Origin of the sequence: Pseudomonas migulae (genome assembly GCF_024169315.1) — a bacterium.
Taxonomy (GTDB): domain Bacteria; phylum Pseudomonadota; class Gammaproteobacteria; order Pseudomonadales; family Pseudomonadaceae; genus Aquipseudomonas; species Aquipseudomonas migulae_B.
Genome location: NZ_JALJWR010000001.1, coordinates 1,707,638 through 1,732,909, shown reverse-complemented (window position 1 = coordinate 1,732,909; position 25,272 = coordinate 1,707,638). Strand labels below are relative to the sequence as shown.

At 60.5% G+C, this 25,272-nt stretch carries 24 protein-coding genes; 7 read left to right on the top strand and 17 right to left on the bottom strand.

Going from position 1 to position 25,272, the window contains the following annotated elements; genetic code table 11:
- Positions 1-29: 29 nt before the first annotated feature.
- Genes J2Y86_RS07960 through J2Y86_RS07945 form a run of 4 tightly spaced genes read right to left on the bottom strand, consistent with a single transcriptional unit; the run spans position 30 to position 3,014 of the window.
- Positions 30-320, bottom strand: a complete 291-nt coding sequence (locus tag J2Y86_RS07960; protein WP_253429417.1) for a (2Fe-2S)-binding protein — start codon at positions 318-320, stop codon at positions 30-32.
- 7 nt (positions 321-327) lie between these two features.
- On the bottom strand, positions 328-1,122 hold the full coding sequence (locus J2Y86_RS07955; protein ID WP_253429415.1) for an ABC transporter permease: 795 nt from the start codon (positions 1,120-1,122) through the stop codon (positions 328-330).
- A 6-nt stretch (positions 1,123-1,128) separates the two neighbouring features.
- Complete coding sequence (locus J2Y86_RS07950; RefSeq protein WP_253429413.1) at positions 1,129-1,998, bottom strand: ABC transporter permease; 870 nt, start codon at positions 1,996-1,998, stop codon at positions 1,129-1,131.
- Entirely contained in the window at positions 1,995-3,014 is a 1,020-nt protein-coding gene (locus J2Y86_RS07945; protein WP_253429411.1) for an ABC transporter ATP-binding protein, read from the bottom strand. The genes J2Y86_RS07950 and J2Y86_RS07945 overlap by 4 nt, the downstream gene beginning before the upstream one ends.
- A gap of 242 nt (positions 3,015-3,256) precedes the next feature.
- Between J2Y86_RS07945 and J2Y86_RS07940 the strand changes: the two genes are divergently transcribed.
- Positions 3,257-4,093 (top strand): IclR family transcriptional regulator, encoded by an 837-nt coding sequence (locus J2Y86_RS07940; RefSeq protein ID WP_253429409.1) that lies wholly within the window; start codon positions 3,257-3,259, stop codon positions 4,091-4,093.
- 135 nt (positions 4,094-4,228) lie between these two features.
- Here the strand turns inward: J2Y86_RS07940 and J2Y86_RS07935 are convergent, their stop codons facing one another.
- Both J2Y86_RS07935 and J2Y86_RS07930 read right to left on the bottom strand, forming a co-directional pair.
- Positions 4,229-4,981: an anti-sigma factor family protein gene (locus tag J2Y86_RS07935; protein ID WP_253429407.1), complete on the bottom strand. Its 753-nt coding sequence runs from the start codon at positions 4,979-4,981 to the stop codon at positions 4,229-4,231.
- Positions 4,978-5,484 (bottom strand): sigma-70 family RNA polymerase sigma factor, encoded by a 507-nt coding sequence (locus J2Y86_RS07930; RefSeq protein ID WP_253429405.1) that lies wholly within the window; start codon positions 5,482-5,484, stop codon positions 4,978-4,980. Before J2Y86_RS07930 ends, J2Y86_RS07935 begins: the two co-directional genes overlap by 4 nt.
- Before the next feature lie 158 nt (positions 5,485-5,642).
- Here J2Y86_RS07930 and J2Y86_RS07925 point away from each other — a divergent pair, with 158 nt between their 5' ends.
- Positions 5,643-6,728, top strand: coding sequence for a catalase family peroxidase (locus J2Y86_RS07925; protein WP_253429403.1), 1,086 nt, complete (start codon positions 5,643-5,645; stop codon positions 6,726-6,728).
- Complete coding sequence (locus tag J2Y86_RS07920; protein ID WP_253429401.1) at positions 6,725-7,270, top strand: cytochrome b; 546 nt, start codon at positions 6,725-6,727, stop codon at positions 7,268-7,270. Before J2Y86_RS07925 ends, J2Y86_RS07920 begins: the two co-directional genes overlap by 4 nt.
- A 113-nt stretch (positions 7,271-7,383) precedes the next feature.
- On the opposite strand, the gene J2Y86_RS07915 is transcribed toward J2Y86_RS07920, so the two are convergent.
- The gene (locus J2Y86_RS07915) at positions 7,384-8,625 is read right to left on the bottom strand and encodes an MFS transporter (protein ID WP_253429399.1); all 1,242 of its coding nucleotides are present in this window, start codon (positions 8,623-8,625) and stop codon (positions 7,384-7,386) included.
- Between the two features lie 94 nt (positions 8,626-8,719).
- Between J2Y86_RS07915 and J2Y86_RS07910 the strand changes: the two genes are divergently transcribed.
- Complete coding sequence (locus J2Y86_RS07910; RefSeq protein ID WP_253429397.1) at positions 8,720-9,166, top strand: winged helix-turn-helix transcriptional regulator; 447 nt, start codon at positions 8,720-8,722, stop codon at positions 9,164-9,166.
- Positions 9,167-9,205: 39 nt separating this feature from the next.
- Here the strand turns inward: J2Y86_RS07910 and J2Y86_RS07905 are convergent, their stop codons facing one another.
- Both J2Y86_RS07905 and J2Y86_RS07900 read right to left on the bottom strand, forming a co-directional pair.
- On the bottom strand, positions 9,206-10,357 hold the full coding sequence (locus tag J2Y86_RS07905) for a M14 family metallopeptidase (RefSeq protein ID WP_253429395.1): 1,152 nt from the start codon (positions 10,355-10,357) through the stop codon (positions 9,206-9,208).
- Positions 10,358-10,842: 485 nt separating this feature from the next.
- Positions 10,843-11,184 carry a DUF6124 family protein gene (locus J2Y86_RS07900; RefSeq protein ID WP_253429393.1) on the bottom strand — a complete coding sequence of 114 codons (342 nt, stop codon included), beginning with the start codon at positions 11,182-11,184 and terminating at the stop codon, positions 10,843-10,845.
- Positions 11,185-11,313: 129 nt separating this feature from the next.
- On the opposite strand from J2Y86_RS07900, the gene J2Y86_RS07895 reads away from it, so the two are divergent.
- On the top strand, positions 11,314-11,961 hold the full coding sequence (locus J2Y86_RS07895; protein ID WP_253429391.1) for a LexA family protein: 648 nt from the start codon (positions 11,314-11,316) through the stop codon (positions 11,959-11,961).
- Between the two features lie 39 nt (positions 11,962-12,000).
- Here J2Y86_RS07895 and J2Y86_RS07890 read toward each other — a convergent pair whose 3' ends face one another.
- The 4 genes from J2Y86_RS07890 to J2Y86_RS07875 are packed head-to-tail and all read right to left on the bottom strand — an operon-like array spanning position 12,001 to position 17,569.
- Positions 12,001-13,956 carry an acetyl/propionyl/methylcrotonyl-CoA carboxylase subunit alpha gene (locus tag J2Y86_RS07890; RefSeq protein WP_253429390.1) on the bottom strand — a complete coding sequence of 652 codons (1,956 nt, stop codon included), beginning with the start codon at positions 13,954-13,956 and terminating at the stop codon, positions 12,001-12,003.
- On the bottom strand, positions 13,956-14,771 hold the full coding sequence (locus J2Y86_RS07885) for a gamma-carboxygeranoyl-CoA hydratase (RefSeq protein WP_253429388.1): 816 nt from the start codon (positions 14,769-14,771) through the stop codon (positions 13,956-13,958). Before J2Y86_RS07885 ends, J2Y86_RS07890 begins: the two co-directional genes overlap by 1 nt.
- Positions 14,772-14,784: 13 nt before the next feature.
- Complete coding sequence (locus J2Y86_RS07880; RefSeq protein ID WP_253429386.1) at positions 14,785-16,392, bottom strand: carboxyl transferase domain-containing protein; 1,608 nt, start codon at positions 16,390-16,392, stop codon at positions 14,785-14,787.
- A 13-nt stretch (positions 16,393-16,405) separates the two neighbouring features.
- On the bottom strand, positions 16,406-17,569 hold the full coding sequence (locus J2Y86_RS07875; RefSeq protein WP_253429385.1) for an isovaleryl-CoA dehydrogenase: 1,164 nt from the start codon (positions 17,567-17,569) through the stop codon (positions 16,406-16,408).
- 363 nt (positions 17,570-17,932) lie between these two features.
- Between J2Y86_RS07875 and J2Y86_RS07870 the strand changes: the two genes are divergently transcribed.
- Positions 17,933-19,630, top strand: a complete 1,698-nt coding sequence (locus tag J2Y86_RS07870; RefSeq protein ID WP_253429383.1) for an AMP-binding protein — start codon at positions 17,933-17,935, stop codon at positions 19,628-19,630.
- Positions 19,631-20,301: 671 nt separating this feature from the next.
- Here J2Y86_RS07870 and J2Y86_RS07865 read toward each other — a convergent pair.
- The 3 genes from J2Y86_RS07865 to J2Y86_RS07855 form a co-directional block, all read right to left on the bottom strand.
- Positions 20,302-21,201 (bottom strand): hydroxymethylglutaryl-CoA lyase, encoded by a 900-nt coding sequence (locus J2Y86_RS07865; RefSeq protein WP_253429382.1) that lies wholly within the window; start codon positions 21,199-21,201, stop codon positions 20,302-20,304.
- 144 nt (positions 21,202-21,345) lie between these two features.
- Positions 21,346-21,747, bottom strand: coding sequence for a MerR family transcriptional regulator (locus J2Y86_RS07860; protein WP_253429380.1), 402 nt, complete (start codon positions 21,745-21,747; stop codon positions 21,346-21,348).
- 179 nt (positions 21,748-21,926) lie between these two features.
- Entirely contained in the window at positions 21,927-22,856 is a 930-nt protein-coding gene (locus J2Y86_RS07855; RefSeq protein ID WP_008148497.1) for a LysR family transcriptional regulator, read from the bottom strand.
- Between the two features lie 176 nt (positions 22,857-23,032).
- Here J2Y86_RS07855 and J2Y86_RS07850 point away from each other — a divergent pair, with 176 nt between their 5' ends.
- Entirely contained in the window at positions 23,033-24,262 is a 1,230-nt protein-coding gene (locus tag J2Y86_RS07850) for an acyl-CoA dehydrogenase (protein WP_017339821.1), read from the top strand.
- A gap of 39 nt (positions 24,263-24,301) precedes the next feature.
- Here the strand turns inward: J2Y86_RS07850 and J2Y86_RS07845 are convergent, their stop codons facing one another.
- Positions 24,302-25,111 (bottom strand): TatD family hydrolase, encoded by an 810-nt coding sequence (locus J2Y86_RS07845; RefSeq protein ID WP_253429378.1) that lies wholly within the window; start codon positions 25,109-25,111, stop codon positions 24,302-24,304.
- Positions 25,112-25,272: the final 161 nt, after the last annotated feature.

Sequence of the window (25,272 nt, the reverse complement as noted above, 5' to 3'; positions counted from 1 at the left end):
AAGCTCGCTCCCACAGGTTTGATGTGTGTTCATAGGGCGCGCCCCGGTTCGCGGCTGATTTGCTCGCCGGCTTCGAGCAACGTCGAACACGCGCGCACCCGCCGGCCATCGCCCAGCCGAACCCAGCAGTCCTGGCACGCCCCCATCAGGCAAAACCCGGCGCGAGGCTCGGCGCTGAAATCGCTGCCGCGCAAATGCTCGCTGCAGGTCAGCACCGCAGTCAGCACGGTGTCGCCGAGCAGCCCACTGGCCGGTTGGCCGTCGAGGGTAAAATCCAGGGCCGGGCGGTCGCCTTCGGCCAGTCGTTTCAGCAGAGCCATGGCGCCCTCATTGTTTACCCACCAGAACCCGATCCAGGCCATAAACCCGATCAAGCAGAATCATCGTCGCCGCCGTCAGCGCAATCACCAGGGCCGACACCGCCGCCATCATCGGATCGATGGATTCGGTGGCGTACACGTACATGCGCACCGGCAAGGTTTGCGTGGCCGGTGAGGTGACGAAGATCGACAGCGTGACTTCGTCGAAACTGTTGATGAACGCCAGCAGCCAGCCACCGGCGACCCCCGGCAGAATCATCGGCAAGGTGATCTGGCGGAACAGCGTGAAGCGTCCGGCACCCAGGGATTGCGCGGCGTGTTCGGCGCTGCGGTCCAGGCCAATGGCCGAGGCCAGCACCAGACGCAGCACATACGGCGTGATCACCAGCACGTGGGCGAAAATCAGCCAGGCGAAGCTGCCGTTGACGCCCATCAGCGCAAACAAGCGCAGCAGTGCGACACCCAGCACCAGGTGCGGAATGATGATCGGCGACAGGAACAGGCCATTGAAAAAGTCCCGGCCAGGGAACTCGAAACGAGTGATCGCCAACGCCGCCGGCACCGCAATCAGCGTCGCCAGGCTGGCCGCGCTGAACGCCAGGATCAGGCTGTTGTAGAACGCATCGACAAAGTCGGCGCGCTCGAACACCGCGCGGAACCAACGCAGGGAAAACTCCGTGGTCGGCAGGCTCAGGGTGTTTTCCGGGGTGAACGCAACGAGGCAGACAACCACCAGCGGCGCCAACATGAACACCACCACCAGGGTATGGAACAGCAAGGCGAAAGGACCGTTCTTGGACATGACGAGTTATCCCAATGACTTCTTGTAGCGGCCTTCGATCATCCGGTTCCACGACAGCATGATCAGCAGGTTGAGCAACAGCAGCGCGACGGCGATGGCCGCGCCCATCGGCCAGTTGAGTTCCGACAGGTACTGGTCGTAGATCAACGTGGCGACCATCTTAATGCGGCGTCCGCCGAGCAGGCCGGGAATGGCAAAGGAGCTGGCGGCGAGGCCGAACACGATCAACGTGCCGGAGAGCACACCGGGCATGATTTGCGGCAGCACCACTTTGCGCATCACCGTGAGGTGGCTGGCGCCCAGGGATAACGCCGCTTGTTCGGCGGCGGGGTCGAGTTTCTGCAGCGAGGTCCAGACCGGAATGATCATGAACGGCAGCATCACGTGGACCAGCGCTATCACCACCGCGAACGGCGTGTAGAGCAGCTTCATCGGCGAGCCGCCAAAGGCTTGCACGGTCTGGTTGACCAGGCCGTCGGCGCCGAGCAACAGGCTCCAGCCGAAGGCGCGGACCACCACCGAAATCAGCAACGGCGTGAGGATCAGAATCAGGAAAATCGAGCGCCATGGCGCGCCCATGCGGCTGAGGATATAGGCCTCGGGCACGCCGATCACCACGCACAGCAGGGTGGTCAGGGCGCTGATCCAGAATGTACGCAAAAAGATTTCGTAGAAATACGGATCACCCAGCAGGCTGCTGTAATGGTCGACGGTGTAGGCGTTACCGTTGATCCCCGAGCTGTAGTCGAAGACGTTGAACGACAACACCAGCGTCAGCAGCAGCGGGATCACCAGCAGGCAGACGTACAACGCCAGTGCCGGTGCCGACAACAGGTAACCCTGGCGTCCCTGGCGAAGGGCGACGAGCGTACTCATGCCGGCACCTCATCGACACTCAGCACCCGCAGCAGCGCCGCGTCCCAGTCGAGACCGACCGCCGTGCCTTCGTTCATCGGCGCCGAGCCATCGTTGCGGCGCACCACGCAAAGTTCGCCCAGGGTCGTGGAGACGCCGTAGAGCCATTGGCTGCCGAGGAAGAAGCGGCTGACGATCTTGCCTTGCAGACGGCCGTGATCCTCTTCCCGCAGATCGATTTTTTCCGGGCGCAGGCTGAGGGTCAGTTCACCGCCGCTGCGCACCTGAACCACACCCGCACTGTCACGCTCGCCGGGCAGCAGATTGGCCTTGCCGACGAACCCGGAAATGAACTCGGTGCGCGGGTGTTCGTAAAGGGTGTAGGGCGCGTCGATCTGAGTAATGCGCCCGGCCTGCATCACCACCACGCGGTCACTGATGGACAGCGCTTCGGACTGGTCGTGAGTGACCATCAGCGTGGTGATCCCGACTTCGCGCTGGATGCGCCGGATCTCGAATTGCATCTCTTCGCGCAGGTTGGCGTCGAGGTTGGACAGCGGTTCGTCGAGCAGCAACACCGGCGGCTCGATCACCAGCGCCCGGGCCAGTGCCACACGCTGGCGCTGCCCCCCCGACAATTCTCGTGGATAGCGCTCGGCGTGCTGATCCAGACGCACCAGTTTCAGCACCCGATCCACACGCTGCTGCAACTCGCCGTTGGGCACTTTGCGCATGCGCAGGCCGAAGGCGACGTTGTCCTTGACGGTCATGTGCGGGAACAGCGCGTAGCTCTGGAACACCACGCCCAGGCCACGGCTGGCGGGTTTGGCGTGGGTGATGTCGCGACCGTCCAGCAGAATGCGCCCGCTGGTGACTTCAACGAAGCCGGCGATCATTTGCAGGGTGGTGGTTTTGCCGCAGCCGGAGGGGCCGAGCAGGGAAACGAACTCACCTTTCTCGACCGAGAGGTTGGTGGCGACGACGGCGTCGATTTCGCCGTAACGTTTGCCGAGTCCTTCAAGTTGCACAAAAGCCATAACTGCGCTCCACCTGAGATTGTTATGCGCGGCCTGGGGTCGCGCTTTTTTGTATGGGCAGATACGAAAGGGTCTTGCGGGGTGCGTTGGCGCTCGACTTGAGTCGGCTGCCGCTGTTGTTCGAATCGCCCCTGTGGACGCAGATTAGGACGAAGACTAGGATGGGCTCAATGGCCTATTTCACTGAATCGATGGTTATTTTCAGTTTCATTCAGTGAGTAAATTAATCATCGAGAAATGACATGACAGATTCCACTGAGCGGAATGAAAACAAAAATGAAGTCGGCGTCGGTGCTGTTTCAAGACTGTTTGCCGTATTGCGCACGTTGGGTGACACCGTCGAGGGCGGCGAGCGTGTGACGCAACTGGCCCAGCGCATCGGTTTGTCGCAACCGACCACGCACCGCTTGCTGCGCAGCCTGATGGACGAGGGCATGGTCGAGCAGGACGTGCGCAGCAAACGCTATCGCCTCAGCCTGGATTTTTTTGCGCTGGCGGCGCGTGCTGGCAATACCGGAAACCTGCGCGAGCTGGTGCGGCCGTCGCTGCTGCGGCTCTCGGCCTCGCTGGGGGATTCGTTGTTTTTGCTGGCGCGCAGTGGTTTTGATGCGATCTGCCTGGACCGCAGCGAAGGGCCATTTCCGATCCGCACATTTACCGGCGACATCGGCGGGCGGGTGGCGCTGGGTGTGGGGCAGGGCAGCCTGGCGATCCTGGCATTCCTGCCGGAAGAGGAGCGCGACACGGTGATTCATTACAACTTGCCGCGGCTGAAGGATTTTCACCTGTATGACGAGGTGTTCCTGCGCTCGGAAGTCGAGAACGTGCGCGCCCTCGGTTACGCCGGGCGCAACACTGGTGTGTTGCAGGGCATGGCCGGTGTGGCGGTGCCGATTCTTGATCGTGAAGGGCGTGCGGTGGCGGCGTTGAGTGTTGCCACCGTGAGTGATCGATTGGGGCCGGATCGCTTGCCGACGGTGGTGGAGATGCTCAAGCGCGAAGCGGCGCTGATCGGGCCGCGGATCAATCCGTTTGATCCGTTGTTGCGCCGGCCATCGCAGGTGTTTGGGCAGGGTTGATCACAGTCTGCAATCCGTCACAAATCGAATGTGGGAGCGGGCTTGCTCGCGAATGCGGTGTGTCAGTAGACATTCATATTGGCTGACACACCGCATTCGCGAGCAAGCCCGCTCCCACAGGGGATCGGGGTGAATTCAGAACTGCACGGTTTGCTTGAGCATTTTCGCCGTCGGAGTGTCTGTCGGGCTGACCATCGCGTAGTTGTATCCACCTCCGGACCAATACTCCGCCTGCAATTCACCGTCACTGCGACTGCCCCTCGGCAGCATGAAGTTTTTCGGCCCCGGCGGACGGACGTAGAAGCTGACTTTATGCCCGCTCAAATCCTCGTAAACCACCATCGCCGCCGGCCCCTGCTCGGTACTGAGCAAGCGCCCGCTGACCGGTTTGAAACCGGCGCCGGAAAGGTCAGGCAAGCGATGGGCCTGGGTGAAATAACGGTCGAGCCAACCCTGCATATCGCCGTCGTCGCTGACCTTGTAATCGGCCGGCAGCATGCCTTGCTGGGCAAACAACCGATAAGCCTGCATCGCATCGGCCATCGGCGCCGCCGCGCTGAGGAGGGTCATTTCCCGCGCCTGCCAACCGCTGATTCCGCCGATGCCGATGGCAATCAGAAGCACGGCAGCGCTGGCCAGGTGACGGCGCGATTGTCGCTTGAGGCGCTGACGAATCAGCGCCGGGTCGAGGTTCGGGTTGGCCGGTTGCTGCAACGCGCCGCTGAGAGCCGCACGCAGGTGCTGGGCGTCCTGCTGCCAGGCGCGGACCTGTGCAGACATTTCCACGTTGCCAGCCAGAAAAGTCTCGACCAGAAGTCGGTCGTCATCATTGAGCTGGTGGTCCACGTAAGCGTGCAGGTCACGCTCGCTCGGGGGCATGCTGATCATTTGAGTCTCCGCAGGGAAGGGCGGGTGATTTCGCCGTCGCTGAGTTGGCGCAAGGCCTGGCGGGCGCGGGACAGGCGCGACATCACGGTGCCGGTGGGGACGTCGAGGATTTCGGCGACTTCTTTGTAGCTCAGGCCTTCGACTGACACCCAGAGCAACAAGGCGCGCTGTTCGGTGCTGAGTTGATCGAAGGCCTGCAAAGTCGATTGGGCGATCACGGTGCGTTCTACCGACGGCTGGGTATCGTCCCGTCCGGTAAAGAATTCGAGCATCCGCGCATAACGCCGGGCGCGTCGGTGAGCGTCGAGAAATTGCCGATAGAGAATCGAAAACAGCCAGGCGCGCAAGTCGCCCTCGGGGCGTTTTTCGCTCCAGCTCGACAGCGCCCGCTCAAGAGACGACTGCACCAGATCGTCGGCGCTGCTGGGGTTGCGCGTCAACGACACGGCAAACCGGCGCAATCTGGGAATGATTTCACTCAGTTGTTCGTCGATATCATTCATGAAGTTCTGACTAGTCACTACGCTTCGGACTAGGAAGACGCCCGGCATCCGAGGTTATTCCACGCTTGAAAAAATAAATACCGCGCGATGGAATAAACCCGCGTGGCGTTCGTCTGCTTGATCCTTCTCACTTGTGGCCGATGGCCCTGGAGTCTTTCATGGTAGATCGCTCATCACCGCCCACCCGGCCACCCTTGAGTGCCGCAAGCCTGACGTTGCGTCTGGCGGGTATTGCCGTGGTGGTCGCTGTCGTCGCCGGGGCATTTGCCTACGTCAACGGCACCTTTGACCCACAGCGTCTGACGCCGAAAAAACTGATCAACGTGCTGGAAACCAACAATGGCGTGCACCCGGGGTTTCGGCGTAATCACTCCAAAGGGGTGTGCGTGATCGGGCACTTCGAGAGCAGCGGTGAAGCGCGCAGCTACTCCAGCGCACAAGTGTTCAATGACGCACGGACCCCAGTGGTGGGGCGTTTCGCGTTGCCGGCCGGCAATCCTTACGCGCCGGACAGCAGCGTGCCGATCCGCAGCCTCGCGCTGCGCTTCACCCAGGCCAACGGCCAACAGTGGCGCACCGGGATGAACAGCATGCCGGTGTTCCCGGTGGGTACGCCCGAAGCGTTCTACCAATTGCAGCAGGCCCAGTCGCCAGACCCGGCCACCGGCAAACCGAACCCGGCCGCGGTGCCTGCGTTCTTCGGTTCGCACCCGGAAGCCGCGCCGTTCCTGGCCTGGATCAAGACTGCCAAACCGTCCGCCAGCTACGTGACGGAAACCTACAACAGCGTCAACGCGTTTTACCTGGTCAACGCCGCCGGGCAGCGGCAAGCGGTGCGCTGGAGCATGGTGCCGGTGGCGCAGGACGCAGCAGGCGCCACGGCCCCGGAGGGCGGTGATTTCCTCGAGAAAGACCTGGTTCAGCGGATCGCCGCAGGACCGTTGCGTTGGCAGCTCAATCTCACGCTGGCGGATCCCGCTGATCCGGTGAACGACGCCAGCAAAACCTGGCCCGAGGGGCGCAAAGTGGTGAACGCCGGCACGTTGGTGCTCGAAAGTACCCAGCCGCAACTCAATGGCGAATGCCGGGACATCAACTACGACCCGCTGGTCTTGCCCGCCGGTATCGAAGGGTCCGACGACCCGTTGCTCGCTGCTCGTTCAGCCGGCTACGCCAGTTCCTACTTGCGCCGCACCAGCGAAGTCAGCCAGTTGCCTGCCGCTAAACAGGAGGCTCAACAATGAGCGCTCAACCGAATCACTTCGCTCCGTTGGCGCGACTTCTGCACTGGCTGATGGCACTCATGGTTATTGCCATGCTGTTTATCGGCGCGGGGATGGTTGCCTCGGTGTCCGAACGCCATGATTGGCTGATCCACCTGCACAAGCCTTTGGGCATTGCCATTCTGCTGTTGGTGATCGTGCGCCTCGGTGTGCGCTTTTCCACCCGGCAACCACCGCTTCCGGCGGACTTGCCCGGTTGGCAGGCGCTGGCGGCCAAGGCCTCGCATGTCTTGCTGTACGCCTTGATGTTTATCCTGCCGCTGCTCGGCTGGGCAATGATTTCGGCGGCGGGCGACCCGGTGATGCTCAGCAGTTCGCTGCAATTGCCCTCGATCGTGCCGGCGAATGCGCAGGTGTTTGCGTTCCTGCGCAAGGCGCACGGGTACCTGGCGTATCTGCTGTTTCTGACGGTGTTGCTGCATCTGGCGGCGGCGTTGTTTCACGGTTGGGTGCGCCGCGATGATGTGCTGGACAGCATGTTGCGGGGCAAGGATCGCACCTGATTTGATCTACCGAAATCCATTGTGGCGAGGGGATTCATCGGATCGCCGCACCGCCCCGTTCGGCTGCGAAGCGGCCCCAATGCGGTTTGTCAGATGAACCGCAGTGAATGAAATTACGACTGCTTCGCAGCCGAACGGGGCGGTGCGGCGATCCGATAAATCCCCTCGCCACAGGGTTTGGGTGTTCTTGAGGCCAATGTCAGCCAGTAACCCAGCGCCACGGCATTGATACCTGCCCCCAGCAGGCAAACGCCGAGCCACCCGCCCCAGGCGTACATCGCCGTCGAACCGATCGAACCCAATGCGCTGCCAATCGAATAGAACAGCATGTAACCCGCGGTAAGGCGGCTTTGGGCTTCGGGTCGCACGCTGTAGATCATGCTTTGACTGGTGACGTGCACGGCCTGCAGGCCCAGATCGAGAGTAATAACGCCCAACAACAAGGCCCACAACGAGGATTGAGTCAGGGCAATCGGCACCCAGGAGGCCAGCATCAGCAAGAGTGACAACCCGCTGGTCCATTGACCCCATCCGCGATCGGCCAGATGCCCGGCGCGCGCGGCGGCGAGCGCACCGGCAGCACCGGCCAGTCCGAACAATCCGATTTGCGTGTGGGACAACGACAGCGGCGGGGCGCTCAGCGGCAAAACCATGGGCGTCCACAACACCATGGCACTGGCGAAGGTCAGCAGCGCGAGAACCGCCCGTTGACGCAATACCGGTTCTTCCTTGAACAGCGTGAATACCGATCCGATCAACGCACCGTAGGAACTGGCGGGTTGTGCAGCCTCATGTTTGGGCAGTACGCGAAACAGCAGCAGCGCCATCACCAGCGTCAACCCGGCCGACAACAGATAAATGGACCGCCAACCCGCCAGATCCGCCATACCTCCCGCGACTGTCCGGGCCAACAGAATGCCGACGACGATGCCGCTGGTGACCACACCCACCACGCGCCCGCGCTGCGCCGGGATGGCCAATGTTGCGGCGTAGGCCACCAACACTTGCGTCACCACCGCCAGTAACCCGGTCAACGTCATCCCGACCAGCAACCAGGCGCTGTTCGAGGCGAACGCGATCATCAGCAAGGCCAGCGCCGACAGCAGGGTTTGCGTGACGATCAAGCGTCGACGGTTCAGCAGATCGCCGAGCGGCACCAGCAGCAACAGTCCAACGCCATAACCGACCTGAGTCAGCGTAACGACGATCCCGATGGTGGCCGGGTCCATGGCAAACGCCTCGGCCATGGCATCGAGCAAGGGTTGCGCGTAATACACATTGCCGACGGCCAGGCCGCAGGCGAATGCGAACAGCAGTACAACGCCAGTGCGCAGTGTTGTTTGAGTGGGCTTCATGCCGGGCTCCTAAAGTGGTTTCTAAATAAAACCAGTTGTACGGTAAGTAAACCGGTTTTATATTGCAACCACATTTGTTTTCGAGGGCGCAATCATGGCCAAACGCACAAGCATGCAAAGCGCCGAATGCCCGGTTGCCCGTTCACTGGATGCCATTGGCGATTGGTGGTCGTTGTTGATCGTGCGCGATGCCTTCGACGGCATTCGCCGGTTCGGTGAGTTTCAACGCAGCCTGGGCATGGCGAAGAACATTCTCTCGGCGCGATTGCGCACGCTGGTGACCCACGGGATTTTCGATCTGGTGCCGGCGTCGGATGGCAGCGCGTATCAGGAATATGTCCTGACGGAGAAGGGCAAAGGGTTATTCCCGTTGATCATCGGTTTGCGGCAGTGGGGCGAGGCGTTCTTTTATGAGGACGGCGAGGCGCACTCGCGGGTGGTGGACCGAGATAATGGTCAACCGGTGCGGGCTTTGGAATTGCGTGCTGAGGATGGGCGTTTGTTAGGACCTGAGGATTGCGTGCGGGTCGGGGCCGAATGAAGCAGGGCTGCATGCCGGGCATGCAGCCCTTGTAGGGGATCAGCGCAACGTATCGACCATGTCCGCAACAGTCGTCAAAACATCCTTGCCCAACTGCTTCGATCGCTTGCCCGACCAGCCTGTCAGCGGGTTCGGCGCGTCATTGTTGTCCTTGAACGGCATTTCCAGGGTCAGCGACAGGCAGTCGAATTTCTCGCCAATGCTGTTGCACGCCAGGGTCATGTTGGCTTTGCCCGGCTCGTCGCGGGTGTAGCCGTGCTTGGTCTGGAAATCCTTGGTCAGGTGTTTCAGATGGCTGCGGAAGTGCTCTTCGAGTTTTTCGATCCGCGGCGTGTAGCTAGGGTTGCCTTCGCAACCGGCGGTGAACACGTAAGGGATTTCTTCATCGCCATGGATGTCGAGGAACAGGTCGACGCCATATTTTTCCATCTGCTGCTGAACGAACAGGACTTCCGGACTCACTTCCTGGCTGGCGCTCTGCCACGCGCGATTGAGGTCCTGGCCCATGGCGTTGGTGCGCAGATGACCGTGGAAGGCGCCGTCCGGGTTCATGTTAGGCACCAGGTACACATCGGCGCTGGCCAGCAGTTTGTTCAGGACGGGATCGTCGTGCCTTTCCAGGCGTTCAATCACACCTTCCATGAACCACTCGGCCATGTGCTCGCCGGGGTGTTGCTGGGCAATCATCCAGACCTTGCGCTGGCCTTCGGCACCGGTGCCTTTGCGCAGCAGCTGAATGTCACGCCCTTCAACGCTCTTGCCGGTGGCCAGCAGTTCGGTGCCGGCCTTGGTCAGCGCCTGCTCGATCAACCAGTCATGGCGGCCACGGCTGTAGGGTTCGAAGTAAGCGAACCAGGCGTGAGTCGCCGTGGCTTCGAGACTGAAACGCAGGCAGTCGCCTTCGAAAATGGTCGGCACCCGGAACCAGTTGACGTGATCGTAGGACGCCACCGCCTGATAACCATCCCAGGCTTTGTTGTACGAGGATTTGCTGGCATTGCTCAGACGAAACCAGTGCTCCTGACCGACATGCAGACCGCTGGCCTTGAAGTGAAACCACTGGAAATGCTGGCTGCGGGTGTCGGGCTTGATGGCCAACAGCGCTTGCAACGGATTGCTGATATCCAGCACTTCAATATTGCCGCTGTCGAAATTTGCACTGATGCTGAAAGAGGATTTAGCCACGGTCATAGTCGATTCCTGAATATGATTTTTATGGCTGCTACTTTACACGCTGGGAAGGGAAAAACCGGGGGAAATTGCGGGGTGTAGCGGGGGGCGTCCTCCTTGACGCCGACGCAGCTTAGAGACTGTGCGATTGATTCTCAAGTGCTATTTTTCGTTAGTTTGAGCCAATGTTGCCGGGCTTGTCTTGCCAACGGATATTCTTTTGATATTATCCGCGCCATCGAATTCGCAGCACATAAAGACTTCATTAGCCTGAAGGTCAAGCCAGAATAACTGGCAAAAAAAAGACCCGGCAAAAAGCCGGGTCAAAAACCGTGATTAGCCTGATGAGGAGATAGTCCAGGAGACCGACCTAAGGTCACTTGGACAATCGACTGATCTCGCGACCAGCTGCATGCAATAATAATCATTCTCGTTTGCAAGTCAAATGATTTTATCTGCGCGATAGGAAAATTCTTTTCGCGCCCTCGAAATATCCCCTCCTTTTCTTACGCGTGATGATTCCCATCCAGGGATCGATCCAGCAACGCCTTGGCCATATCGATCATGTGCACCGTCGAAAAGGCCAGGTCCCGGTGGACACCGTGCAGATTGTTCGCCGACTCGGACGCCGTGGCGGCAGCGCAGCGCAACAGGTCTGAAGCACGCACCAGCGCTTCTTCGCTGCTCACATTGCGGTTCACCTCAAAAAAACGCTCTTCTTCCACCTCCTCGGACACAGCTGGTTTCAAGTAATAATCCAGTGCCCGTTGCGCGGCGGCCGAGCCTTTTGGCGAGGTGAGGGAGGTGTCGATTTGCAGGTCGGGCAGGTCGTTGCTGGGGATGGTCATGGTGATGGCAAGCTCCGTGATAGATTCAGATCCGTGATCCAATCCTAGTACGAACTGTATTTGTGACGAGGATTTAAATACTACAATTTGTGTTTTGTTGGCCGGAGGCGCCCACGTATCGTGCCGCACATGGATAAATGGATTGAATTGGTCAAGGCCAAGATGAGTGAACTCAACGTCACTCAAGAGATACTCGCCGAGCGCCTCGGGATGTCCCAGGGCGGCATCGGCCATTGGCTGAACAAACGTCGCCAGCCAGGCATCGATGACATGAACCGGGTGCTGCACGCACTGGGCATGGAGTTTCTCGAAGTGGCGCTGGTGATCCGGGAACCGGACATCTCGAAGGAGGACAGCCAGGATCTGGTGCGAAAGTACAACCCGTACTTCCGTTACCCGGTCAGCGACTGGCGAGAATCCTGTGAGGTGCGCGACGGCGAGCCGACGGTGTATGACAAGGCGCGATTCGAGCTGACCGATTACCACGCTCAGGGCGCGGCGTTCTGGTTGCGGGTGGTGGGCGATGCGATGACCGCACCGAGTGGCGTCAGTATCGCCGAGGGCATGATGATTCTGGTGGACCCGGCCATTGTTCCGGAGCCCGGAAAACTGGTGATCGCCCAATGGCCGGACAGCACCGAGGCGACCTTTCGCAAGCTGATCGAAGAGGGCGGGCAGCGTTACCTGGTCCCGCTCAATCCGACGTATCCGAAAGCCCTTTTCACCGAAGCCTGCCGAATCATCGGCGTAGTGGTTCAGGCAACGGCCAGGTTCTGATCAGATCGGTCCTCGCGAAGCGTAGGACCGATCTCCATTTCAGGCTTCTTCCAGCTCGACCAACGCACTGCCTTCGCTGACCATTTCGCCTTCCTGGCAATACAACGCCTTGATCACCCCGGCGTGTGGCGCACGAATGCTGTGCTCCATCTTCATCGCTTCGAGCACCACCAGTTGCGCCCCGGCTTCGACCGTTTGCCCGGCCTCCACCAGCACCCGCACGATGCTGCCGTTCATGGGGGCGGTCAGCCCGCCGTGATGGCTGTGACTGGCTTCGACGGCGCTGATCGGGTCGTAGGACTCGATGCGGCGCAACTCACCTTCCCATTGCACATACACGACGCCGTCACGGCGGATTGCCCGATGCTGGCGGCGTACGCCGTTGTGTTCGGTCAGCAGTTGTTCGCCTTTGAGCTGTGCGCTTTGGGCATTACGGTCGCCCAGGGTCAATGCGCGGTCCTGACCTTCACAACTCAGGTGCAAGGTGATTTCCGTCGGCAGGCCGGCCCGAAAACCGTTGCTCTTGGCCCAAGGCGAACTCAGGTCATCACCGCGCGGTGAACGAGGCTGGCTCTGGGCAAACGCCTGCGCTGCGGCTTGCCAGAATTCATCGCTGAGCTCCGAGGGCGCTGGCAGCAGTTGCTCCTGATAACGCGGAATAAACCCGGTATCCAGTTCGGCCGCCGCAAACGCCGGATGACCAACGATTCGACGCAGGAAGTTGATGTTGGTCTTGAGCCCACCAATCGCGAACTCATCGAGCATGCTCAACAAGCGCAGGCGCGCCTGCTCACGGTCTTCGCCCCAGGCAATCAGCTTGCCCAGCATCGGGTCGTAGAACGGCGAAATCTCATCGCCTTCTTCAACACCGCTGTCGACTCGACGCCCCGGACCTTCAGCCGATTCGCGATACAGCTCCAGACGCCCGGTGGCCGGCAGGAAATCATTGCCCGGATCTTCGGCATACAGCCGCACTTCAATCGCATGGCCGATCAACGGCACTTGCTCCTGGGTCATCGGCAGCGCTTCACCACGCGCCACGCGAATCTGCCAGGCCACCAGATCGAGGCCGGTGATGGCTTCGGTGACCGGGTGTTCGACCTGCAGGCGCGTGTTCATCTCCATGAAGAAGAACTCGCCGCGCGCATCCAGCAAGAATTCCACGGTGCCGGCACCGACATAACCGATGGCCTGCGCCGAACGCACAGCGGCTTCGCCCATGGCGCGACGCAGTTCCGGACTGAGGCCTGGCGCGGGGGCTTCTTCGACGACTTTCTGGTGCCGACGCTGAATCGAGCAATCCCGCTCGTTGAGGTACAGGCAGTTGCCATGCTGGTCGGCGAAAATCTGGATTTCCACGTGGCGCGGCTTCAGCAAGTATTTCTCGACCAGCATCCGCGAGTCGCCGAACGAGGATTGCGCCTCACGCTGGGCCGAGGCCAGGGCTTCGGCCAGTTGGCTGACGTCCTCGACTACTTTCATGCCTTTGCCGCCACCGCCCGCTGTTGCCTTGAGCAGCACCGGATAGCCGATGCGTTCACAAGCATCGCGGAAGGTATCGAGGTCCTGGGCTTCGCCGTGATAACCGGGCACCAGTGGCACGCCAGCGGTTTCCATCAACGCTTTGGCGGCGGACTTGCTGCCCATCGCATCGATGGCGGAGGCGGGCGGGCCGAGGAAGATCAGGCCTGCCGCTTCGATCGCACGGGCGAACCCGGCGTTCTCGGACAGAAAGCCATAGCCCGGATGAATGGCCTGAGCGCCACTGGCCTTGGCGGCCGCGATCAGTTTGTCGATTTGCAGGTAACTGTCGGCGGCCTTGCTGCCGCCAAGGTCGACGCGGATGTCCGCTTCGCGACTGTGCCGGGCTTCTCGGTCGGTGGCGCTGTGCACGGCGACGGTGGTCAGGCCCAACGCCTTGGCGGTACGCATCACCCGGCAAGCGATCTCGCCACGATTGGCCACCAGCAGAGAGGTGATAACAGGTGCGCTCATCAACGCGGCTCCTTGGGGGTGGTTTCGGCCTGCCAGCTCGGCGGACGTTTTTGCAGAAAGGCGCGCAGGCCTTCCTGGCCTTCGGGGCTGACGCGGATTCGCGCGATGGCGTTTTCGGTGTAGCGGCGCAGCGCCGGCGTCAGCGCACCGTGGGCGACTTCACGCAGCAAGTCCTTGCTGACGCGCATGGCCGCGGGGCTGTTGAGCAGCAGGTTGTCGATCCACTGATCGACTCTCTGTTCCAGCTCATTGCTCGGATAGCTCTCCGACAACAAGCCGATTTCACGCGCCCGCTGTCCGCCGAAACGCTCGGCGGTCAGGGCATAGCGACGTGCTGCGCGTTCGCCGATGGCTTGCACCACGAACGGGCTGATCACCGCCGGCGCCAGGCCGATGCGGACTTCCGACAGGCAGAATTGCGCGTCATCGGCACCGATGGCCATGTCGCAGCAACTGATCAGGCCCAGCGCGCCGCCGAATGCCGCGCCTTGCACCACGGCCAGGGTCGGCACTTTCAGCTTGGCGAGGTTGTACATCAACTCCGCCAGTTCCCGGGCGTCGTCCAGATTGGTGTGGTAGTCGAGCTCGGCCGATTGCTGCATCCAGGCCAGGTCGGCGCCGGCGCTGAAATGCTTGCCGCGCCCACGCACCAGCAGGAACCGCAGGCTGGCATCGCCCGAGACCTTGTCCAGTGCGAGGATCAGTTCGCGGATCATTTCGGCGTTGAAGGCGTTGTTCTTTTCTTCGCGGCTCAGCCACAGGGTCGCGAAACCCCGTGGGTCGGTCTGCAGTTCGAGGGTGTTGAAGTCGCTCATGAGGTTCTCCCGGTCACATCCGGAACACGCCGAAGCGGCTCGGTTCGATTGGCGCGTTCAGCGACGCGGACAAGGCCAGCGCCAACACGTCGCGGGTCTGCGCCGGGTCAATGACACCGTCATCCCACAGCCGTGCACTGGAGTAGTAAGGGTGGCCCTGTTCTTCGTATTGATCGAGGATCGGTTGCTTGATCTCGGCTTCCTGCTCTGCGCTGAAACCCTGGCCACTGCGCTCGGCCTGCTCGCGTTTGACCTGCACCAGAACACCCGCCGCCTGCTCGGCACCCATCACGCCGATGCGTGCGTTCGGCCACATCCACAGGAAGCGCGGATCGTAGGCCCGCCCGCACATGCCGTAGTTGCCGGCACCGAAACTGCCGCCGATGATCACGGTGAATTTCGGCACCTTGGCGCACGCCACGGCGGTCACCAGTTTCGCGCCGTGCTTGGCGATGCCGCCGGCCTCGTATTTCTGGCCGACCATGAAACCGGTGATGTTTTGCAGGAACAGCAAAGGGATGCCGCGCTGGCAGGCCAGTTCGATGAAGTGCGCGCCTTTCTGCGCAGCCTCGGCGAAGAGGATGCCGTTGTTGGCGAGGATCGCGATCGGGTAGCCGTGCAGGTAGGCAAAACCGCACACCAGCGTAGTCCCGAACAGTGCCTTGAATTCGTCGAACACCGAACCGTCCACCAGTCGCGCAATCACTTCGCGCACATCGAACGGTTGCTTGGCGTCCGCCGACACGACGCCGTACAACTCGTCGCTGTTGTAGAGCGGGGCGATGGGCGTGCGCTGTTGTACTTCGCCGAGCTTGCGCCAATTGAGGTTGGCGATGCTGCGTCGCGCAATGGCCAAGGCGTGTTCATCGCTTTCGGCGTAGTGGTCGGCGACGCCGGAGATCTTGCAGTGCACGTCGGCGCCGCCCAGGTCCTCGGCGCTGACCACTTCACCGGTCGCGGCTTTCACCAGTGGCGGGCCGGCGAGGAAGATCGTCGCTTGCTCGCGCACCATGATCGCTTCGTCGGCCATCGCCGGCACGTAGGCACCACCGGCGGTGCAGGAGCCCATGACCACGGCGATCTGCGGGATGCCCATGGCGCTCATGTTGGCCTGGTTGAAGAAGATCCGCCCGAAGTGCTCGCGGTCAGGAAACACTTCATCCTGGCGCGGCAGGTTGGCGCCGCCGGAATCCACCAGATAGATGCAGGGCAAGCGGTTCTGCTGGGCGATGGTCTGGGCGCGCAGGTGCTTTTTCACGGTCAGCGGGTAATACGAGCCACCTTTCACAGTGGCATCGTTGGCCACGATCATGCACTCGACGCCTTCCACGCGGCCGATCCCGGCAATCACGCCAGCGGCGGGAACGTCTTCGCCATACACTTCGTAAGCCGCCAGTTGGCTGATCTCGAGAAACGGCGAGCCCGGATCGAGCAGGCGATTGATGCGCTCACGGGGCAACAATTTACCGCGTGAGGTGTGGCGTTCTTGCGCCTTCGGGCCGCCACCTTGCTGCACTTGGGCGAGCAGGGTGTGCAGGGCGTCGACCTGTTTGAGCATCGCCGCGCTGTTGGTCGCGAACTCCGCCGAACGGGGGTTGAGCTGGGTGTGCAGGATAGCCATGGACAGCTCCGTCTCAGCGGGTTTCGTTGAACAGTTCGCGACCGATCAGCATGCGACGGATCTCACTGGTGCCAGCGCCGATTTCGTACAGCTTGGCGTCACGCAGCAGACGACCGGCCGGGAATTCGTTGATGTAGCCGTTGCCGCCGAGAATCTGGATCGCGTCGAGGGCCATTTGCGTGGCGCGTTCGGCGCTGTAGAGGATCACGCCGGCAGCGTCCTTGCGGGTGGTCTCGCCACGTTCGCAGGCTTGGGCCACTGCGTACAGGTAGGCGCGGCTGGCGTTGAGTTGGGTGTACATGTCGGCGACTTTGCCCTGGATCAGCTGGAATTCGCCGATGCTCTGACCGAACTGCTTGCGATCGTGGATGTACGGAACGATCAGGTCCATGCAGGCCTGCATGATCCCGGTAGGGCCACCCGAAAGCACGACGCGTTCGTAATCGAGGCCGCTCATCAGCACTTTCACGCCGCCGTTGAGGATGCCGAGGATGTTTTCTTCCGGCACTTCGACGTCATCGAAGAACAGCTCGCAGGTGTTCGAACCGCGCATGCCGAGCTTGTCGAACTTGTTGCTGCGGCTGAAGCCTTTCCAGTCACGTTCGACGATGAACGCGGTGATACCGTGCGGGCCTTTTTCCAGGTCGGTCTTGGCGTAGATCACGTAGGTGTTGGCGTCCGGGCCGTTGGTGATCCAGGTCTTGCTGCCGTTGAGCACGTAGTGATCACCGCGTTTGTCGGCGCGCAGTTTCATCGACACCACGTCGGAACCGGCATTCGGTTCGCTCATGGCCAGGGCGCCGATGTGCTCGCCGCTGATCAGCTTCGGCAGGTATTTGCTTTTCTGTTCGTGATTGCCGTTGCGGTTGATCTGGTTGACGCAGAGGTTGGAGTGCGCGCCGTAGGACAGGGCGACCGAGGCCGAGCCACGGCTGATTTCTTCCATGATGACCACGTGGGCCAGGTAACCCAAGCCAGCACCGCCGTACTCTTCCGGCACGGTAACGCCGAGCAGGCCCATGTCGCCGAATTTGCGCCACAGGTCGGCGGGGAACAGGTTGTCGATGTCGATCTGAGCAGCGCGTGGCGCGATCTCTTTGGCGACGAAGGACTGAACCTGATCGCGCAGCATGTCGATGGTTTCACCGAGGGCAAAGTTCAGGGATGGGTAGCTCATGGGTCACCTTTTGGCTTTTTTGTAGGGTGGGGAGGGCCGTGATCCAGCTCTCACCTTTACGTTAACGTAAGCCTGTGACGAATGGCTGTCAATCACCCTTTACGTTAACGTCAACTTGAGCGAGAGTAGAGTCGTTCTTACAGACTCGCGACGGTCACCCTGTGGGAGCGAGCCTGTGTGGCGAGGAGATTTATCCCCGTTGGGTTGCGAAGCGGCCCTGAATCTGTGATTGCGGTAACTCAGAAAACCGCATTCATGAGTTTTGCGACTGCTTCGCAGCCGAACGGGGATGAATCCCCTCGCCACAGTCCGCTCCCACAAGTAAGCGTCGGCAACCCATAAATAAAGACAATAGGGGTCGTCATGGATCAACCCAGTGCAAGCCCGCAACGCAGCTACACCCGTGGTGCTCAGGACAAAGCCTTGCTGGCGATGACCATCGGTCAGGCGTTCGATAACACCGTCGCCAAGTACTCGGCTGGAGAAGCGTTGGTCGTCCGCCACCAACAGCTGCGTTACACCTGGCAACAACTGTCCGACGCGGTGGACCTGCATGCCAGGGCATTGCTGGCGCTGGGCCTGCAAGCCGGAGATCGCCTCGGCATCTGGGCACCGAATTGCGCGCAGTGGTGCATCAGCCAGTTCGCCAGCGCGAAGCTCGGCGTGATTCTGGTCAACATCAACCCGGCGTATCGCAGTTCCGAACTCGAATACGTGTTGAAGCAATCGGGTTGCCAATGGCTGGTCTGTGCGGGCGCTTTCAAGACCTCCGACTATCACGGCATGTTGCAAGGGCTGGTGCCTGAGCTGGCGGAGCAATCCATCGGTCAGTTGCAGAGTGAACGCCTGCCTGAACTGCGCGGGGTCATCAGTCTGGATGCGCAACCGCCATCGGGTTTCCTGCCGTGGTCACAACTGGCCGATCTCGCGGCCAGCGTGTCCGCCGAACAGCTGCGCGAACGTCAGGACAGCCTGCATTTCGACCAACCGGTGAACATCCAGTACACCTCTGGCACGACCGGCTTCCCCAAGGGCGCGACCCTCAGCCACTACAACATTCTCAACAACGGTTACATGGTCGGCGAAAGCCTCGGTTTGACCGCCGATGATCGGCTGGTGATTCCGGTGCCGCTGTATCACTGCTTCGGCATGGTCATGGGCAACCTCGGCTGCATCACCCATGGCAGCACCATGATCTACCCCAATGATGCATTCGATCCGTTGCTGACCCTGACCACTGTCGCCGAAGAGAAAGCCACCGCACTCTATGGCGTGCCGACCATGTTTATCGCGATGCTCGATCAACCCCGACGTGCCGAGTTCGACTTGTCGAGCCTGCGCACCGGGATCATGGCCGGAGCGACCTGTCCGATCGAAGTGATGCGTCGGGTCATCAGTGAAATGCACATGAGCGAAGTGCAGATAGCCTACGGCATGACGGAAACAAGTCCGGTGTCTTTGCAGACGGGTCCGTCAGACGAACTGGAATTGCGCGTCACCACCGTCGGCCGTACCCAGCCGCAACTGGAAAGCAAAATCATCGACGAGGCGGGCAACCTGGTGCCGCGTGGCACCATCGGCGAACTTTGCACCCGCGGCTACAGCGTGATGCTCGGCTACTGGAACAACCCCGAAGGCACCGCGGAAGCGATCGACCAGGCCGGCTGGATGCATACCGGTGACCTGGCGAGCATGAACGACGAAGGCTACGTGTGCATTGCCGGACGCAATAAGGACATGATCATCCGCGGCGGTGAGAATATTTACCCGCGGGAGCTGGAAGAGTTCTTCTTTACTCACCCGGCGGTCGCGGACGTGCAAGTGATCGGCATTCCGTGTTCGCGTTATGGCGAAGAGATCGTCGCCTGGATCAAGCTCCACCCGGGCCACAGTGCCACCGAGCAGGAGTTGCAAGCCTGGTGCAAGGAACGCATCGCGCACTTCAAGACGCCGCGTTACTTCAAGTTCGTCGAGGAGTTTCCGATGACGGTGACCGGCAAGATCCAGAAATTCCGGATGCGCGAGATCAGTATCGAGGAGCTACGCGAGAACCAAGGCTAAACACGATCCTCCTGTGGGAGCGGGCTTGCTCGCGAAAGCGGTACGTCATTCAACATTGATTTCGATTGACCTGACGCCTTCGCGAGCAAGCCCGCTCCCACAGTTGGATAAGGGGGAAACCCAAACGCCAGAAAGCACAAAGGGGAGCCGAAGCTCCCCTTTAATTTTCGTTGCGCGTGCTCTTTTTTTATTATTGAGGGGCGGTCTGTTTTTGTTTTTGGTAACCGTGACCCTTTACCGCTGTTTTTATCGATCCCCATCCGGGATCAAGAGCAAACGTATTTTTTTGAGCGCTGATCTGCTTTTTCGCTGAGCGATCCAACCAGTTCGGGAGCTACCTGAAGGTAGTTTTATTGTTCTCTGCCCGGTTGCGGGTTACTCCGAAAAGCACCCTGAAAAGCACACCTTCTCCAAAAAAATCTGTTAGCTGCGTCTCTGCCGTGTTGTTCTTGTTATGTCAGAGTCGTTTCGTCTTATTTTTATTGGTTTGCTGCTTTTTATTCTTGTTATGCCATAGAGATAGCAGAAGCCGTGCCAACTTTTAAAAATCCTTTAAAATCAATAGCTTGAATTTTTGTCGGATTTTTCTCTCAGGCAAAACCCGACAATTTGTTTCCGTGTTACTCGGTTGAGCCCCACATTTCAGAATGGGCGGTAACACCCGGACACACTCACTGGGCGCTGCGCGCCTTGGCCACGCGCGAACCCGTCGAACGGCCCAACACGGTACAAATCTGCTGACCGGCCAGAATCAAGGCGTCCAGGTCAATACCGGTGTCGATGCCCAAACCATTCAACAGATAAACCACGTCTTCAGTGGCGACGTTACCGCTGGCGCCCTTGGCGTACGGGCAGCCGCCGAGACCGGCGATGGAGCTGTCGAACACCGCGATGCCTTCCAGCAGGCTGGCGTAGATATTGGCCATGGCCTGGCCGTAAGTGTCGTGGAAGTGCCCGGCGAGTTTTTCCCGTGGCACGTCGGCGGACACCACGTCGAACATCTTGCGTGTCGCGCCAGCCGTGCCGGTGCCGATGGTGTCGCCCAGCGAGATTTCGTAGCAGCCCATGGCGTAGAGCTCACGGGCGACCCGGGCGACCTGTTCCGGTGCGACGTGACCTTCGTACGGGCAACCCAGCACACACGACACGTATCCGCGCACGCTGGCGCCATGTTGTTTGGCAGCCTCCATGATCGGCGCAAAACGCTCCAGGCTTTCGCTGATCGAGCAGTTGATGTTGCGTTGTGAGAAGGCTTCTGACGCTGCGGCGAACACTGCGACTTCCTTGACCCCGGCGGCGATCGCATCTTCGAACCCGCGCAGATTGGGGGCGAGTGCGCCATAGGTCACGCCTGGTTTGCGCTGGATCTGCGCGAACACTTCGGCGGAACCGGCCATTTGCGGCACCCACTTGGGCGAAACGAAACTGCCGACTTCTATATAACCAAGGCCCGCAGCGGTCAGCGCGTCGACCAGTTGCACCTTGTCCGCAACGCTGATGGGCTGGGCTTCGTTTTGCAGACCGTCGCGGGGGCCGACTTCGACCAGGCGTACATGGGAGGGAAGGGACATGGGGATTCACCTGTAATAGTGGGCGAACAACGATCTACTGTGGGAGCGGGCCTGCTCGCGAAGACGGACTTAGATTCAACATTGATGTTGGCTGAGAAATCGCTTTCGCGAGCAAGCCCGCTCCCGCAGGGGGACTGTGTGGACTTACTGAATCGCTTCCTGGCTCTTGATCGTCTGCTCCAGTGCCTGGGTGCAGCGCTCCTGCGCCGTGTCCAGTTCCAGCTTCATCTGTTCGATGTCGAGCATCTGCTGCTCCAGCTGTTCGCGGCGCTCGGCGATCTTGTTCAGCATGGTTTGCAGTTGTTTCTGGTTGCCGCCGGTCGGGTCGTAGAGTTCGATCAGCTCACGGCACTCGGCCAGGGAAAAGCCAATGCGCTTGCCCCGCAGGATCAGCTTCAGGCTGACCTTGTCACGAGGCGTATACACGCGTTCCTGGCCACGGCGCTCGGGGCTGAGCAGGCCTTGCTCTTCATAAAAGCGAATGGCCCGCGTGGTGATATCGAGTTCACGGGCGAGGTCGGAAATGCTGTAGGTCTGGCTGCTCATGGAAGCGCTCGAAAAAGGTCATGGCGCTAAGCTAATGGCAGGTTGACGTTTACGTCAAGGGGCAGGGATCTTCAGTGTTCTTGCGAGCCTCTTCGCGGGCAAGCCTCGCTCCTACACGTTCGCGTAAAACTAGTAGGAGCGAGGCTTGCCCGCGAAGAACGATAACGCAGTCTAACGCCTTACACCTTATCGAGCTTCTTCTCATGCGCCGTCACCTGCTGACACAACTCGATCATCTGCTCGCGCATCCAGCGGTTGGCCGGGTCCTGGTCGGTGCTTTCGTGCCAGTAGAGGTGGGTTTCCACCGGCGGTACATCGTTGACCGGCAGGTTCACCGAATACAAATCATGGCGGCGGGCGAAGCGTTCCGGCACGGTCATGACCATGTCGGTCTGCTGCAACACCTGCGATGCCATCAGGTAATGCTGGGAACGCAAGGCGATCTTGCGCTGAATGCCCATTTTCCCGAGTGCGAGGTCAACATGACCGAGACCGCTGCGACGGCTGGAAATATGGATGTGGGTCAGCGACAGGTAGTCATCGAGGGTGAATTTCTCCTTGCCCGCCAGCGGATGGCCCTTGCGCATGGCACACACGTAACGGTCTTCCATCAACTTGACGTGACGCACTTGCGGGTCGGTGTTGAGCGGTGCGTCCACCGCGAAGTCGAGACGCCCGGCCGCCAGTTCCTTGGTGGTCTCGCGGCGCTTGGACAAAAAGCTTTCGATGATCACCGTCGGCGCCAGGCGTCGCAGGCGCTGGAACAGTGGCGGCAGGATCACCGCTTCAGTGAGGTCGGTCATGCTGATGCGGTACGTCTTGACTGCCTGCAGCGGGTTGAAGATACGGCTTTCCTGTACCGACACGCGCAGCAGGGAAAGGGCATTGCGCACCGGGCCGATGATGTTTTGCGCCATCGGCGTTGGCACCATGCCCTGGGCCGTGCGAACGAAGAGCGGATCGTTGAAGGTCTCGCGCAAGCGTGCCAGAGCGTTTGAGACCGCAGGCTGAGTAATGCCGACAATCTGCCCGGCGCGGGTCAGGTTGGCTTCGGTGTAGATCGCGTCGAAGACGATGAAAAGGTTGAGGTCGACCTTGCTCAGATTCATTGCGCTGCACTCTTATTGTTGGGGCATTTTGATGAGGCCGGGGGCCTCGGCAATCACCCGATCATATATCGGTGATGAATGTTAATACACGCCGAGAATAGGCTAGGTAAATTTTCGTAGCTGTTCTAGCATCGATTGCATGACCTAAACAACCTCCCTCAAGAAGGTAGCTGCTCATGGATTTCGCTTATTCGCCCAAGGTGCAAGAACTGCGTGAGCGCGTGACCGCGTTCATGGACACCTACGTCTATCCCGCCGAAGCCGTGTTCGAACGCCAGGTTGCCGAGGGCGACCGTTGGCAGCCGACTGCGATCATGGAAGAACTCAAACTCAAGGCCAAGGCCGAAGGCCTGTGGAATTTGTTTCTGCCTGAGTCCGAGCTCGGCGCCGGCCTGACCAACCTCGAATACGCGCCATTGGCAGAAATCATGGGCCGCTCGCTGCTGGGCCCCGAGCCGTTCAACTGCTCGGCACCCGACACCGGCAACATGGAAGTGCTGGTGCGTTACGCCAACGAAGAACAGAAGCAACGCTGGCTCGAGCCGCTGCTGCGCGGCGAGATCCGTTCGGCGTTCGCCATGACCGAGCCGGACGTGGCTTCCTCCGACGCCACCAACATGGCCGCCCGCGCGGTGCGTGACGGTGACGAGTGGGTGATCAACGGCAAGAAATGGTGGACGTCGGGTGCCTGCGATCCACGCTGCAAGATTCTGATCTTCATGGGTTTGAGCAATCCTGATGCGCCGCGCCACGCCCAGCACTCGATGATTCTGGTGCCGGTGGATGCCCCTGGCGTGAAGATCGTCCGCCCGCTGCCGGTATTCGGTTACGACGACGCGCCACACGGCCACGCCGAAGTACTGTTCGAAAACGTCCGGGTGCCGTACGAAAACGTTCTGTTGGGTGAAGGACGCGGCTTTGAAATCGCTCAGGGGCGCCTTGGCCCTGGCCGGATTCACCACTGCATGCGTTCGATCGGCATGGCCGAGCGTGCACTGGAACTGATGTGCAAGCGCGCGGTGAACCGTACTGCGTTCGGCAAACCGTTGGCGCGTCTGGGCGGTAACATCGACAAAATCGCCGACTCGCGGATGGAGATCGACATGGCACGCCTGCTGACCCTGAAAGCGGCGTACATGATGGACACCGTCGGCAACAAAGTGGCGAAGAGCGAAATCGCGCAGATCAAGGTGGTCGCACCGAACGTGGCTCTGCGCGTTATCGACCGGGCGATCCAGATCCATGGCGGGGCAGGGGTTTCCAACGATTTCCCGCTGGCCTACATGTATGCAATGCAGCGCACCCTGCGCCTGGCCGACGGCCCGGACGAAGTGCACCGCGCGGCGATCGGCAAGTTCGAGATCGGCAAATACGTGCCAAAGGAAATGATGCGCAGCAGTCACTAAGACCGCTGTATCGCGGGCCTGCTCCAGGCCCGCGATGCGTCATCCGGCTATTGACGGCAGTCCGAAAAAGGCCCGCGCACACGCGGTGCTGTGAGCCGCCAGTTCTTCCTCGCTTTCCCCGCGATGCAACGCCACTTCCCGCAACACTTCAGTCAGATACGCCGGTTCGTTACGGCCATTCTTCGGCTTGGGCCGCAAGCTGCGCGGCAGCAGATACGGTGCATCACTCTCCAGCATCAACCGCCCGCGCTTGATTTCCTTCACCAACGGATGCAGGTGCGTGCCGCGACGCTCGTCGCAAATCCAGCCAGTGATGCCGATGTGCAAATCCAGATCGAGGTAACTGAACAGCGCTTTCTTCTCGCCGGTGAAGCAATGCACCACGGCGGCGGGCAACTGGTCGCGGTAATCGCGGAGGATTTCCAGCAAACGCTGACTGGCGTCGCGCTCATGGAGAAACACTGGCAATTGCAGTTCGACGGCCATCTCCAGGTGCGCTTCGAGGACTTTTTCCTGTTGCGGACGCGGCGAGAAATCGCGATTGAAATCCAGGCCGCATTCACCCACGGCCACCACGTTCGGCTCTTTGAGAAGGCTGCGCAGGCGCTGGGCGCTGTCGGCGTTCCAGTCGCTGGCCGAGTGAGGATGAATGCCGGCAGTGGCGAACAGCCGTTGCGCCGTGTCATCCAGTTGCTGGCACAGTTCCAGCGCCTGTTCACTGCCCTCGACACTGGTGCCGGTGAGCACCAATTGGCAGACCCCGGCGGCATACGCGCGGTCGAGTACAGCCTGGTGCTTGTCGGCAAAACTGGGGTTGGTCAGGTTGACGCCGATATCGATGAGTTGCATGGTGCTACCTCGGACCAAAGGCCGGAAAGCATATCAGAGCTGTAGATTTATAAGAAAAGCCAAGAACTACAACGAGTTAAAGCTGTCTTTTGATGCCGCGAGGCAAGCCGGGGTGGTCAGCGTGCCATCACTGTGCCAGTCTTTCGCACTTTGCCAGCGCT